This is a genomic window from Streptomyces sp. NPDC002476 (assembly GCF_042889785.1).
Taxonomy (GTDB): Bacteria; Actinomycetota; Actinomycetes; order Streptomycetales; family Streptomycetaceae; genus Streptomyces.
Genome location: NZ_JBIARH010000021.1, coordinates 52,935 through 66,579 on the forward strand (window position 1 = coordinate 52,935; position 13,645 = coordinate 66,579).

Here is a 13,645-nt window from a genome sequence, read left to right on the forward strand (position 1 = left end):
CCCGGACGTGCGTCACGGGACCAGTCTCAGGGGCAGGGAGGAGATGCCCCAGGTGAAGTTGGACGCGTTGTACCTCGGCTCGCCGAGCAGTTCCATCCGGTCGACGAGGGCGGTCAGTCCGGTGAGGAACGCGTTCAGCTCCATCCGGGCCAGCCGCGCGCCCAGGCACAGGTGGCGGCCCGCGCCGAAGCTGATGTGCCGGTTGGGCGAGCGGGTCACGTCGAAGCGGTCGGCGCGCGGGAACACGGTCTCGTCGCGGTTGGCCGACACGTTCCACAGCGTCACCCGGTCGCCGACGCCGATCCTGACACCGCCGATCGTGGTGGGCCGCAACGCCGTGCGCATCGCGTGTACCCCGGGCACGGTCCACCGCAGGACCTCCTCGACGGCCGCCGGGACCGCGGCGGGGCCCCCCGCGCGCAACACCGTCCACTGGTCGGGGTTCTCGATCAGCGCGAGCACGCCGCCCGCCGACGAGTAGCGTGTGGTCTCGTTCGCGCCCGCCAGCACCCCGTTGCAGTTGAACACGATCTCCTCGTCGGTGAGCGGCCTCTCCTCCCCCGTCACGCCCGTCGCCCTGCGGTCGTGCGCGACGCGGCTGACGAAGTCGGTCCCCGGGTTCTTCCGGCGGTCGGCCAGCAGTTCGGTGAAGTACAGGAAGATCTCGCCGTGCGCCGCCTGGCGGGTCTCCTCGTCGGCACCCTCGAACGCCTCCGTGGTGATGTCGCCGACCCATTCCCAGTCGGCGCGCGGGATGTCCATCAGCGAACACACCACATGGTTCGGGATCTTCCTGGCCGCGTCGAGGAAGTCGAGCTCGCCTGCCTCGACCGCCTCGGTCAGCACGTCGTGCACCACACGCCGCACCAGATGCCCGATCCTCTCCAGCTCCGCCTGGGCGAACATCTTCCCGAGGACGCGCTTGAGGTGGGTGTGGTCGGGAGGGTCCGAGACGATCAGCATGCGCTGCGCGACCGCCGACACCGCCTCGGCATCGCTGTCGAGCCGCATGCCGTACCGCGAACTGAAGTTCTCCTGGTCGCCGTACACGCCGACGATGTCCTCGTACCGGCTGACGACCCAGAACCCGGGCCCGTCGGGCTCGGCGTGGCGGTGCACCGGATCGTTCGCCCGGAGCCACGCCAGAACCGGCCAGAATTCGCCCCGTTCGAAGAGCGAGGGGTCCAGCAGGTCGACCTTCACATCAGCCTCCGCTCGTCCGCCGCAGCCGCCGTACCCCGGCCACGCCGTGCGCGGCCAGCTCCCGCAACGCGGGTACGACGAGTCCGGCCCGTTCCGCCGTGAAGTAGTGGCCGCCGGGGAACTGGCGGCGGCGGAAGTCCGCCGCCGTCCGGTGGCGCCAGCCGGCCAGGTGATCCGCGGTGACGGTCCCGTCCCCCTCACCGCCCCATGCCTCGACCGACGCGTGGACGCGCGGGGCTCCGGCGTCGGTGTAGGTCATCGAGAGACGGGCGTCCTCGCGCAGCACCTCCAGCATCAGCTCCCGGCTGTCCTCGTCGAGTTCGTCGTCCCCCAGACCCCGTACGTCGAGCAGCCGCACCAGTTCCTCGTCGTCGTCCACCAGGCCCCGGCCCGCGCCGACCCACATCTGCGGCGGCCGGCAGGCGGCCACGACCAGGGTGGCGGGCCAGCGTCCGCGGACCTCGCCCAGCCTGCGGGTGATCTCGTAGCCCAGGAGTCCGCCGAAGCTGTGGCCGAACACCATGAGCGGGCAGGCCGCCGGGACCAGGCCGGACAGTTCGTCCACCACCGCGGCGACGACCTCGTCGACCGAGCCGGCCGGTGGTTCGGCCCACCGGCGTTCCCTGCCCGGCAGTTGCACGCCCATGACCGACACCTCGGGGCCGAGCGCGGACTGCCAGGGCCGGAACTGTCCGCATCCGGCCCCGGCCGGTGCCAGGCAGAGCAGTGCCGTCCGGCCCCGTTCCGGGGGCTGCCAGGGGACCACCCAGGTGCCGCCCATCAGTCGTCACCCGCCGTCCGCACGGCCTGTCCGGCAAGCCGGTCCACTTCCCGTGCCAGGTCCGCCGCCGTGGGGTTGGCGAGCAGATGCCGTACGGTGAGGCGGATCCCGGTGGCCCTGCGCAGTGCGGCGACCGCGCGGGCGGCCAGCAGCGAGTGACCGCCCATCTCGAAGAAGTCGGCCTCGGCGTCGGTCACGGGCCGGGGCAGCAGGGTGCTCCAGACCTCGCATATCTGGCGTTCCCTCGGGGTCCGCGGCGACCGCCCGGCCGGCACCGCGGCGGACCCGGCCGTCTCGGCCAGCGCGGCCCGGTCCACCTTCCCCGACGGCGAGGTGGGCAGCGCGTCGACCAGGTCCACCAGGGCCGGGACCATGAAGTCCGGGAGCTGACGGGCGCAGCGCTCGCGCACCTGGGCGACGCACTTCTCGGCAGCGGCCCCGGCCGCGGCCACCACGGCCAGCCCGAGCACGTCCCCGTCGACGGTGACGAAGGCCGCGGCCGCCGCCACCCCCGGCAAGCCCTCGGCCGCCTCCTCGACCTCGCGCAGCTCGATCCGGAAGCCGCGGACCTTCACCTGTCCGTCGCCGCGGCCCAGGTAGTCGAGCCGTCCGCCGGGGCCGGTCCGGACGAGGTCCCCGGTGCGGTACATCCGGGAACCGGGTGCGGCGAACGGGTCGGGCACGAACCGTTCGGCCGTCAGCCCGGGCCGGTTGCGGTAGCCGCGGGCGACGGCGGGTCCGCCCACGCACAGCTCACCGGCCGTGCCGTCCGGGACGGGGCGGTAGTCCTCGTCCACGACGTACACCGCGTACCCGGGCAGGGCCGCGCCGATGGTCAGCACGTCGTCGCCGCGTGCGCTGTCGGCCCAGGTGGCCGCGATGGTGGCCTCGGTGGGTCCGTACACGTTGAGGAGCCGGTGCCGGTCGCCGAGCCGTTCGGCGAGCGCGCGCGGGAACGGCTCACCGGCGACCACCAGCACCTCGGCCGTGCTGATGTCGTCGGCGCAGGCCGTCAGGAGCGAGGGGGTGAGGCAGACCGTGCGCGGGGCCGCCGCGGCGACGCGTGCCGCCAGGTCGGGGCCCGCTTCGTCCTCCGCCTCCAGGTCGATGATCCCGACGCCCTGCCCGTGCAGGAGGTAGAGCAGAGTGCACCAGAGCCAGCCGTCGAAGGCGGGCGACACCGCGTTGATCCCCATGCCGCCCGGGGGAAGACGCAGCTCCCCCAGGGCGGACAGGAAGGCGCCGAGACCGCGGTAGGTCACCTCGACGCCCTTGGGCCAGCCGGTGGTGCCCGAGGTGTGGACGACGTAGGCGCATTCCTCGGGGTGCGGGGCGGCCGGGCGGTCCGGGTACCCGCCCGCCGTCCGGGCGGCCGGACCGTCGGGCGGGATCCGGCGCGCCCGGCTCGGGGCGGCCCCGGCCGGCAGCCGGTCCCCGAGCAGCAGGCGCGTCCCCGAGTCGCGCAGCACGAAGCTGAGCCGCTCGGCGGGGTGCCGTTCGTCGAGCGGCACGGCGGTCGCCCCCAGCAGCCACACCGCGAGCAGGCCGGGTACGGAGAGCCGGGACCTGCCCAGGCACAGCCCGACGGGGACGCCCGGCCCGACGCCCTCCGCGGCCAGCGCCCCGGCCAGGGCCCGGGTCCGTTCGGTCAGTTCCGCGAAGGTGAGGGTCCCGTCCGGGGCCGAGACGGCGCACGCCCCGGGCGTCCGCGCGGCCCAGCGTTCGACGGCCTCGAAGAGGGCCCCCGTCCCCGTCCTCTCCTTGTCCTCGTGCGGTGTGCGTACCGTGCCGGTCATCGGTTCTCCTCGGCCTGACGGGCGGCTTGCGCCGGGTCGTGTCCTGCGGGGTCCCAGGTGGAGAACCGCCTGAGCCCGTACAGCAGAGGGGTGTCGACGGCCCGCGTCACCTGCTGGACGCGGCCGAGGACCATCGCGTGGTCGCCCATCTCCCGGTCCTCGGTCACCCGGCAGTCCGCCAGCGCGAACGCGTCCCCGGTCAGCCAGGGCAGTCCGGTCCCGGAGCGCTTCCACAGCACCCGCTCGAACCGGTCGGCGACCGGCGAGGAGAAGAGTTCCGCGGTGCGCCGTGCCCGGTGGTGCAGCAGGTTGACCGCGAACGCGCCCCGGCTCCGTACCGCTTCGAGCGTGGCGCTGCCGACGCGCAGGCAGACGAGCAGGGTGGGCGGCCGCAGCGTCACGCTGGTCATCGACGTACAGGTCATCCCGCACGGCCGGCCGGCCGCGTCGAGGGAGGTGATGACGGTGACCCCGGTCGGGAAGGAACACATCAGGTCCCGGTACTCCTCCCGCGACGCCCCCCGCACGGATCCCGGTCGCAGTCCGGCGGCCCCGGACGTGTCCACCCCGGTCATGGCTTGCCGTGGAGCCGTCGGAGGTAGTCGTAGTTGGACGGCAGTTTCTCGGCCAGCTCCCTCTGCTGCCGTTTCACCGCCTCGAACAGGGGACCCGCGGCTTCGATCGAGTCCGGCTTGTAGGAGAGCGCGGGCAGGGGACGGTCGGGCACGAGGCCCATCCCGGCGAAGATGCAGTAGTAGCTGCCGTTCGTCCAGAAGTTGCGGAACTCGGCCTCGAAGTTGCCGTAGTAGTTGCTCTCGTCGGTGATCGGCGGGTTGACCGGCAGACCGGACCGGTAGGCGGCGACCTTCGCCTGGATGCCCTCGGCGAGCCGGAGTTCCTTGTTGGCCTGCCAGAACGGTGTGTCCGTGCGGGGCGAGAAGTAGAAGTGGGCCTGGATGAAGTCCCGGGTGTCGTCGAACATCTCCTCGATCTCGCGGTTGAACGCGTCGATGAGGACCGGGTCGAAGCGGCGGTCCGGGAAGTGTTTGGCGAGCTGGTGGATGGCGGCGTACGTGAAGTAGATGCCGGTCGACTCCAGCGGTTCCAGGAAGCACGACGCGAGGCCGATGCTCACGCAGTTCTTGACCCAGGAACGCCGGTTGCGTCCGACCCTGAATCTGATCTGGTTGAACGCGGTCTTCTCGGGGTCGAGGCCCCACAGCCGGCCGAACTCGGCGGTGGCGTCGTCGCGGCTGATGAAGTCGCTGGAGAACACGTAGCCCGTACCGAACCGGCCGAGCATCGGGATCCGCCAGGTCCAGCCCGACGACATGGCGATCGCGGAGGTGTACGGCTCGACGCCGTGGGCCGCGTCGTCGTGCGGGATGGCGGTGGCCACCGCGCTGTCGCACAGCAGGTGGTCCTTCATGTCGAGGAACGGTTCGTCCATCGTCTGGTTGATGAGCAGGCCGCGGAAGCCCGAGCAGTCGACGAAGAGGTCGGCCTCCAGCAGCCGCCCGCCCGCGGTGCGCAGCGCGGTGATGAATCCGCGTTCGTCGCGCAGCACCTCTGTCATCTCGTCCTCGACGTGCTCGGTGCCCTGCTTGTCGACGGCGAAGCGGCGGAGGAAGTCGGCGACGAGCCGCGCGTCGAAGTGCCAGGCGTAGTTGGTCGCCGGCCGGCCGTCGTCCCAGCGCGGGGCGCGGTTGGCGTCCATCATCGCCGGTTCCTTGAAGCAGGCGTAGTCGAACGGCTCGTCGGTCTCGCCGGCGAGGTACTTGGCCGCCCAGTAGTGGGACAGCGGGATGTGGTCGGCCGAGGGGAGCAGACCGAAGGGGTGGAAGAACTGGTCGGTGCGGTCGCCGAGCGGCTTGGGGCGCGGTGCGCTCTCGCCGGGGCTGCGCCAGTTGATGAACTTGACGGCCGTCTTGAAGCTGGCGTTGCACTCCCTCATCCAGTCGTCCTCGGCGATGCCGAGATAACTGAAGAACGCCCGGTGGAGGTTGGGCACGGTGGCCTCGCCCACCCCGATCCGTGGGATCGTCGGTGCCTCCAGCACGGTGATCTTCACCGTGCGCTGCAACGCCCTCCCCAGGTACGCCGCGGCCATCCAGCCCGCGGTGCCGCCTCCGAGGATGACGACCTTCCTGATGCGGTGATCCACGCTGCTTCCTCCGATCGATGGACGGGCCTTCATGACGCGTCACGCAGCCGGGGGCCCGTGGGCACCACGGGTCCGGCCGATTTCACTGAATCCGCTGGGGCCACGGGCAGTTGGAGCGACTTGATCTCGCAGAAGCCGTCCAGTCCCTCTTCGCCGCACTCCCGGCCGACCCCCGACTGCCGGTGGCCGCCGAACGGGGCGCGGACGTTGAACGGGCCGCCGTTGATGTCCACCTGCCCGGTCCGCAGCCGGCGAGCGACCCGCTGCGCGTGCGCGGTGTCCGCCGACCACACCGCGCCGTGCAGCCCGTACGGGGTGCCGTCGGCGATCCGTACGGCCTCGTCCTCCCCGTCGTAGGGCATGACCGACAGCACGGGGCCGAAGACCTCCTCCTGGGCGACGGCCATCGAGGGGTCGACGCCGCCGAGGACGGTCGGGCTCACGTAGTAGCCGCGGGTCAGCCCCTCGGGGCGGCCGGGGCCGCCCGTGGCGAGCCGCGCGCCCTCCTCGACCGCGCGCACGACGGCCGCGCGTACACGGTCCAGCGCGGCCGCGGAGACCAGCGGGCCGAGGTCGGTGGCGGGGTCGCGCGGATCGCCGACCCGGTACTCCCGTGCGCACCGGGCGGCGAGGTCGACCACCTCGTCGTGGCGGTCGGCGGGCACCAGGAGTCTGCTCCACTGCAGGCACGCCTGGCCGGTGTTGAAGCACATCTGGTCGACGCACGCCCGCACCGCCGACTCCAGCCCGGCGTCGTCCAGGTCGTCCAGGAGGATCGCGGCGTTCTTGCCGCCGAGTTCCAGATGGATCCGCTTCACGCGCTCGGCGCCGATCGCGGCCACCGCGCGGCCCGCCCGCGTCGACCCGGTCAGCGACACGAGGTCGACGTCCGGGGTGCGCGCCAGTTCCGCGCCGACCACCGGGCCCTCGCCGACGACGAGGTTGAACACACCGGGCGGCAGATCGCACTCGGCGATCACCTCGGTCAGCAGGTAGGCGTGCAGCGGGGTGAGCTCGCTCGGTTTGTGCACGACCGTGCAGCCGGCCATGAGCGCGGGGACGACCTTCTGGAGGGTGAGCAGCAGCGGCACGTTCCACGGGGTGATGGTCGCGACCACTCCCGCGGGTTCGCGCAGGACCAGCGAGTTGCCCACCCGTCGTTCGAAGGCGAAGTCCCGGGTGATGTCCAGGTACGAGGCCGCCAGGGCGACGGCGAGGCCGACCTGGGTGCGGCGTGCCACGGCCACCGGCGCGCCGACCTCGGCGGTGAGGACGTCGGCGAGCTCGTCGGCACGGGCGGACAGCCCGGCGACCAGCCGTTCGAGGAAGCCGAGGCGTTCGGACACCGGGGTGGCGGACCACCGGGGCAGGGCCTGCCGGGCGGCGGCCGCCGCGGCTTGTGCGTCGGCGGCCGTGCCGGCCGGGACCGACCCCAACGGCCGTTCGGTGCTGGGGTCGACGACGTCGATCGCGCCGTCGCCGAGGGGCCGCGCCCAGTGGCCGCCGATCCAGAACGCCTCGCGGGTACGCGTGGGCGCGTGGCTGGTCATGGCTATGACTTCCCCGTGGTCGCCGGGAACTCGGCGAGTCCGCGGAACTGCGGGGTGTCCGCCTTCCAGCGGTGCGGGCGGGAGGTGTCGGCCCGCAGGTCCGGTATGCGGGCGGACAGTTCGGCGTAGGCGGCGGCGGTCACCTGCTGGGCGAGTCCGGCGCCCAGACACCGGTGGATGCCGACGCCGAATCCGACGTGCCCGGAGTCGCCGCGGGTGATGTCGATGCGGTCCGGGTCGGTCCACCGCTCGGGGTCGCGGTTGGCCGCACCGCGGACCATGTAGATCAGCTCGCCCTCGCGGATCGTGGTGCCGGCCACCTCGGTGTCGCGTGTCGCCACGCGGTGGGTGAGCTGCACGGAGGCGTCGTAGCGGAGCACTTCCTCGACGGCGCTGAAGACGAGCGTGGGGTCGGACTTCAGCAGCTCCCACTGGTCGCGCTGGTCGAAGAGGCCGAGCAGACCGTTGCCGATGAGGTCCATCGTGGTCCCGAACGAGGCCAGCGGCAGCAGCAGGAGGTGCGCGAACATCTCCTGTTCGCTGAGCCGTTCCTCGCCCTCCTCCGGTGTCTCCCTGGCGTACTCGACGACCCGGGTGGCGAGATCGTCCCGGGGGGTGCGCCGGCGGTCCTTGATGAGCTCTCCGAGGTACGGCACCATCTCGCCGAAGGCGTTCGCCACGGAACTGCCGGTGGGTGCGACATCGGCCGGGTCTGCGCCGAGGAAGACGCGCTGCATGTTGCGGATCTCGTACCACCAGTCGGTGAGCAGTGCCGCGTCCGATTCCGGCAGCCCGTACTGCGCGGCGAGCACGAGGCCGGGCAGCTTGTAGCTGAAATCGGCGACCAGGTCGAATTCCTGCTTCTCCAGCAGGTCGTCGACCAGGCCCGCGACGATCTGCCGGATACCGGGTCCGCGCCTGCGTATGTCGCGCGCCCGGAATTCACGGTTCATCAGTTTGCGCACCCGGGCGTGGTCCGGGGAGTCCCGGAACAGCATCCATTCGGGGGCGAACTGCATGAACCTCTGCATCTCGGCGGAGGAGTCGGGTCCGACACGGTCGGAGACCATGGCCCCGAGCCGTTGGGAAGAGAATGTGTCGGGGTCGAGATGTGCCGCGTGCACATCACTGTGCCGGGTCAGTACCCAGCCGTTCAGCCGGTCGTCCCAGTGCACCGGTTCGGTCTCCCGGAGCAGGGCGTACGTGGGGTACGGATCGACCAGGACATCGTGACTGAAGAGATTCACCGCGGTCGGACCGCTCGGGCTCGGCGCACTGCTGGGCATGGGCGACCACCTCGTCATTGATTTTCCTGAAGCCTGTCCCGAAATCCCCGGTGGCTCGGTGTTCCGGATCCCCGACGGACCGGTGCGCGGCGCAGGACCGACGCGTCGCGGGTGAAGGGATTCCGTATACCGGATCGATTCGGGAGGACCGGCCGGACGGCGAGGCTCCATAGCCGCCGTCGCACGCCCGCCGGGATAGCGGGACAGTACTTGGATACGCTTCCTGACCGCCCCCAGCTTTGAAGTACCCAACCCGCCTTGTCAAGGCCCGAATTGAACGCGCGAGATCGTGGCGAGACATTGCCGGTGCAGTGCTAACGTTCCCTGTCGCACACCCGGCCAGTGACTTCGGCATTCACGGAGAGCGGGTTGTCATGCAGACCGAACAAATGCAATTGACAAGCACAGTCACAAGACGTGGTCAAGGCATCGGGGCAACTGCCTCGTCGGCAATTGGATTTGCCTTGGACTTCTACGACCTATACGCGGTGGTGTACGTCGCACCGGTGATAGCCGATCTTTTCTTTCCGTCCGGTCAGGGGCTTCTCTCCCTGGCCGGCGCCTATGTCACGCTCGCCGCCACGTTGTTGATGCGGCCCGTGGGGGCCGTCCTGCTGGGCGGGCTCGCGGACCGCCACGGCCGCAAGCGCGCGATGGTGGTGGCGCTGCTAGGGGTGGGCACGGTGACGGTACTCCTCGGCGCGCTGCCGACCACCGAACGGATCGGCGTGCTCGCCCCGATCCTGCTGCTGTCGCTGCGCCTCGTTCAAGGGTTCTTCGTCGGCGGGGTGTTCGCGTCCACGCTCACGCTGGCCACCGAGAGCGTCCGGCCCCATTGGCGCGGTCTGGTTTCGGGCCTGGTGGGAGGCGGTGCGACGGCGATCGGGAGTGTGCTCGCGGCGCTGGCGTTCCTGGCCGCGACCCGGATCTTCCCGGGCGACTCCTTCGACGCGTGGGGCTGGCGCGCCATGTTCTTCGCCGGCGGGGTTCCCGTCCTGCTCAGTCTGGTCGTGTCGCGGTACGTGCGCGAGTCGCCCTCGTGGCAGCGGACCGTCGCGCCGCGGAGCGAACGGCCGCTGCGCCGCCTGGTCGCACGGCCGCACCGCCGGGTGCTGGCCGTGAACGTCCTGGTGGTCTTCGGCATCGGCACCCACTTCCTGCTCACCCTGGGCTTCCTGCCCAGCTATCTGGAGCTCGTCAACGGCCTGAGCGCCCCCGCCGTCGGCAAGCTGATGGTGGCCGTGACGACGGCGACGCTCGTCTTCGCCCCGCTGACCGGACACCTCAGCCAGCGGTTCGGGAGACGGTCCGTGCTGCTGACCGTGTCCGCGGTGAACGCGGTCGCGCTTCCCTTCCTCTACTGGCACCTCGCCGATCTGCGCGGGACGCCCGACCTGCTGCCCATCGCGCTGGTCGCGGTGCTGGTGTCGTGCGGCACCGTCGCCGCGTTCGGACCGCTCCCGATCTTCCTCAACGAGTCCTTCCCCACGGCGATCCGGGGCACCGGTGTCGCGCTGTCGACCAACGGGGGCTTCGCCCTCGCCGGTCTCGTGCCCGTGGCGGTCAACGGACTGAGCGACGGCGTGGACCAGCTCCCCCTGTACGCCGTGGCGGCACTGCTGCTCGGCAGCGTCGTCACGCTCGTCTGCCTGGGCCGGATCACCGAGCCGGGCCACAGCCTCGACCAGAACCCGACCGGAAGGAGCCCCGGGCGATGCTCGGAGTCCAGATAGCCCCCTGGGCCGGTGCCCGTGAGGTCCTGTCGGCGAGCGCCGTGCTCGCCAGGGCCTTCGACGTGGTGTGGGTGCCGGACCAGATGCTCGCCCGCAACGCCCACGTGCTGCTCGCGGCGATCGCCGCCACCGGTGACATCGGGGTGGCCAGCGGCATCACGTTCCCCGTGACCCGCAATCCGATCGACATGGCCTCGGCGATGGCCACCCTCGGCGAACTGACGCCGCCCGGCCGCCCCGTGCTGATGGGCGTCGGCGCCGGGGGCTCGCTGGTGTCCGGACTGTTCTCCAAGCGCGACGCGACCGAGCTGCTGCGGCAGTCGGTCGCCCTCGTCCGCCGTCTGTGGGCGGGCGAGGCGGTGCCGCTCGCCGATTTCCCGCTGCTGGCCGAGCGGTTGAACGCCAGGGAGGGCGCGACGGCCCGGCTCACGTATCCGGTCACCCGGGAGATACCCGTCCTGGTCGCGGTCGGCGGCCCCAGGACGCTGCGGCTCGCCCACGACGTCGCGGACGGGCTGCTGTGCACGAGCACCTATCCCCCGTTGTCGTACGCCGCCCTGCGGTCCGGCGCCGGGACACGCCCCGACGGGAACACCGCGCCGGCCGAGATCACGGCACTCGCCGCGCGGCGCGCCCGGGCGGGCCGGCCGCTGCGCCTGGTGTACGGCCTGAACTGCTGCGTGTCGGCCGACCGCGGGGCCGCGCGCGCCTTCGCCCGCCGCCAGGCCGCGCTCTCCGTCGGCAACCCCGCGCTGCGGGCCGGGCTCCTGGGCGCCGGGCTCGACGTCGAGTCGGCCGACGCCGTGCGTGCCGCGTTCGAGGAGGGCGGGGGCGTAGAGGAGGCGGGCCGCAGGGTCTCGGACGACCTGATGGACGGTCTGCTCGTCTCCGGCACCCCCGACGACTGCGCGGAGCGTCTGGCGCGGCTCGTACCCGTCGCCCGCCGTGCCGGCTTCGAGGAGTTCTATCTCGGGGCGCCGCTCGGGCCGGACATCGAGGAGGCGTCCCGGCTGCTCGTCGGCTCCGTCGTTCCCACGCTGTGGCCCGAGCGCGCCTGACATCCGGAGTTCCGGTCCGTAACCGCACCTTTCCAGGAGGCAATTCATGTGTGGAATCACCGGCTGGGTCGCGTTCGACCGCGACCTCTCCCGGGAGCGGGAGACGCTCGACGCGATGACGGCGACCATGGCATGCCGCGGTCCCGACGCCTCGGGGACGTGGAGGGGCCGCCACGCGGCCCTCGGGCACCGGCGGCTGGCCGTGATCGACCTGCCCGGCGGGGTGCAGCCCATGACCGCCCGGCTGCCGGACGGGGATGTCACGCTCGTCTTCAGCGGTGAGGTCTACAACTTCACCGAGCTGCGGGACGAACTGGTCCGCGCGGGCGAACGGTTCACCACGGCCGGCGACACCGAGGTGGTGCTGCGCGGATATCTGCGCTGGGGCGAGTCCGTGGCGCGGCGCCTCAACGGCATGTACGCGTTCGCCGTCTGGGACGAACGCAGCCGCAGGCTCGTGATGGTCCGCGACCGCATGGGCATCAAGCCTCTCTATGTCTGCCGGACGCCCGGGGGCGTGCTGTTCGGTTCGGAACCGAAGTCGATCCTGGCCAATCCGCTGGCCGGCCGGGTGGTCGACGCGGACGGGCTGCGCGAATGGCTGGCGTTCGTCATGACCCCGCGGCACGCGATCTGGTCCGGCATCCGTCAGGTGGAGCCCGGCACGGTGGTCACCGTCGACGCCGCCGGGATGCGCGAGCACACCTACTGGCGGCTGGAGACCCGGCCGCACACCGACGACCTGGACACCACGGTCGCCCGGGTGCGCGAGCTGCTGGACGACACCGTGGGACGTCAGCTCGTGGCCGACGTGCCGCGCGGCGTCCTGCTCTCCGGCGGCCTGGACTCCAGCGCGCTCACCGCGCTCGCCGCGCTGCACCTGGGTGGCGAGCGCGTGCGCAGCTTCTCGGTCGACTTCACCGACCGCACCGAGAGCTTCCAGCCCGACGACCTGCGGGACACCCCCGACGCCCCGTTCGTGCGGCAGGTCGTCGAGCACGTGGGCACCACCCACACGGACATCGTGCTGGACCACCGGGCGCTGGCCGACCCGGAGGTGCGCCGGGCTGCGCTCGTCGCGCGCGACGTGCCGGTGGGGTTCGGCGAGATGGACTTCTCGCTGTACCTGCTGTTCAAGGCGATACGGGAACGGTCGACCGTGGCGCTGTCGGGGGAATCGGCGGACGAACTCTTCGGCGGGTACCGGCAGTTCCACGACCCCGCGGTGCGCCGGGCCCGGGAGTTCCCCTGGATCGCCATCGACGCGGGACCGCTCGACAAGGGCGGCACGGGCCTGCGCCGGGAACTCATGGACACGCTCGACCTCGACGGCTACCGGCGCGACCGGTACGCCGAGGCGGTCCGCGGTGTCGAACGGCTGGACACCGAGGACGACGACGAGTACCGCATGCGGGTGATGACCCATCTGCACCTCACCCGGTTCGTGCGCTTCCTGCTCGAACGCAAGGACCGGCTGAGCATGGCCGTCGGCCTGGAGGTCCGGGTGCCGTTCAGCGACCACCGGCTCGTCGAGTACGTCTACAACGCGCCGTGGTCGTTCAAGGACCACGACGGCCGGGAGAAGAGCCTGCTGCGCGCCGCCGTCCGCGACGCGCTGCCCGGCCCGGTGGCCGACCGGAGGAAGGCCGCCTATCCGTCGACCCAGGACCCGTACTACGCCGGGGCCCTCCAGCAGCAGGCCAAGGAGTTGCTGCGCAGCCGGGGGCACGAGGTGTTCGCGCTGGTCGACCGGGCGTGGCTGGAGGGGGCGACGGGGCGGGACGCGGGCGCGATGGACAAGCTCACCCGCCTCGGTCTGGAACGGACCCTCGACCTGGCCGTCTGGCTGGACGTCTACCGGCCGGAGCTGCGGTTCTAGGCCCTGTCGTCAGGGGCACCGGGGCCCACGTGCGTGCGCGGGGGGGGGGCCCCCCGGGGGGGCCCCCCCGGGCCCCCCGGGGGGGGGGGGCCCCCCCGCCCCGGCTGCCCCCGCGCGGGCCGCGGGGGGGGCGGGGGGGGGCCCCCCGGGCGGGGGGGGGGGGGCGCGGGCGGGGGGGGGGGGGCCCGGGGGCCG

At 72.2% G+C, this 13,645-nt stretch carries 10 protein-coding genes; 3 read left to right on the forward strand and 7 right to left on the reverse strand.

Translation table 11 applies throughout. From position 1 onward, the window contains the following. Window positions 1-12: 12 nt before the first annotated feature. From ACFYXM_RS23110 to ACFYXM_RS23140, 7 genes are all read right to left on the reverse strand, one after another. Window positions 13-1,203, reverse strand: a complete 1,191-nt coding sequence (locus ACFYXM_RS23110; protein WP_389291934.1) for a cytochrome P450 — start codon at window positions 1,201-1,203, stop codon at window positions 13-15. A gap of 1 nt (window position 1,204) precedes the next feature. Further along, window positions 1,205-1,984, reverse strand: a complete 780-nt coding sequence (locus ACFYXM_RS23115) for a thioesterase II family protein (protein WP_389291936.1) — start codon at window positions 1,982-1,984, stop codon at window positions 1,205-1,207. Beyond that, window positions 1,984-3,780 carry a non-ribosomal peptide synthetase gene (locus ACFYXM_RS23120; RefSeq protein ID WP_389291937.1) on the reverse strand — a complete coding sequence of 599 codons (1,797 nt, stop codon included), beginning with the start codon at window positions 3,778-3,780 and terminating at the stop codon, window positions 1,984-1,986. The genes ACFYXM_RS23115 and ACFYXM_RS23120 overlap by 1 nt, the downstream gene beginning before the upstream one ends. Beyond that, the gene (locus tag ACFYXM_RS23125; RefSeq protein WP_389291939.1) at window positions 3,777-4,271 is read right to left on the reverse strand and encodes a flavin reductase family protein; all 495 of its coding nucleotides are present in this window, start codon (window positions 4,269-4,271) and stop codon (window positions 3,777-3,779) included. Before ACFYXM_RS23125 ends, ACFYXM_RS23120 begins: the two co-directional genes overlap by 4 nt. Before the next feature lie 80 nt (window positions 4,272-4,351). Beyond that, entirely contained in the window at window positions 4,352-5,977 is a 1,626-nt protein-coding gene (locus ACFYXM_RS23130) for a tryptophan halogenase family protein (protein WP_389291941.1), read from the reverse strand. After that, window positions 5,974-7,494, reverse strand: coding sequence for an aldehyde dehydrogenase family protein (locus ACFYXM_RS23135; protein ID WP_389291943.1), 1,521 nt, complete (start codon window positions 7,492-7,494; stop codon window positions 5,974-5,976). Before ACFYXM_RS23135 ends, ACFYXM_RS23130 begins: the two co-directional genes overlap by 4 nt. 2 nt (window positions 7,495-7,496) lie before the next feature. Continuing rightward, a complete protein-coding gene (locus tag ACFYXM_RS23140) occupies window positions 7,497-8,780 on the reverse strand; it encodes a cytochrome P450 (RefSeq protein WP_389291945.1) in 1,284 nt (427 codons plus the stop codon). A gap of 464 nt (window positions 8,781-9,244) precedes the next feature. On the opposite strand from ACFYXM_RS23140, the gene ACFYXM_RS23145 reads away from it, so the two are divergent. From ACFYXM_RS23145 to asnB, 3 genes are read left to right on the forward strand one after another with little or no spacing between them, the layout of a single operon-like run. Then, window positions 9,245-10,513, forward strand: a complete 1,269-nt coding sequence (locus tag ACFYXM_RS23145) for an MFS transporter (protein WP_389291947.1) — start codon at window positions 9,245-9,247, stop codon at window positions 10,511-10,513. Continuing rightward, a complete protein-coding gene (locus tag ACFYXM_RS23150; RefSeq protein ID WP_389291949.1) occupies window positions 10,495-11,571 on the forward strand; it encodes an LLM class flavin-dependent oxidoreductase in 1,077 nt (358 codons plus the stop codon). Before ACFYXM_RS23145 ends, ACFYXM_RS23150 begins: the two co-directional genes overlap by 19 nt. Before the next feature lie 46 nt (window positions 11,572-11,617). Further along, window positions 11,618-13,450, forward strand: a complete 1,833-nt coding sequence (asnB, locus tag ACFYXM_RS23155; RefSeq protein WP_389291951.1) for an asparagine synthase (glutamine-hydrolyzing) — start codon at window positions 11,618-11,620, stop codon at window positions 13,448-13,450. The last annotated feature ends 195 nt before the right edge of the window (window positions 13,451-13,645 follow it).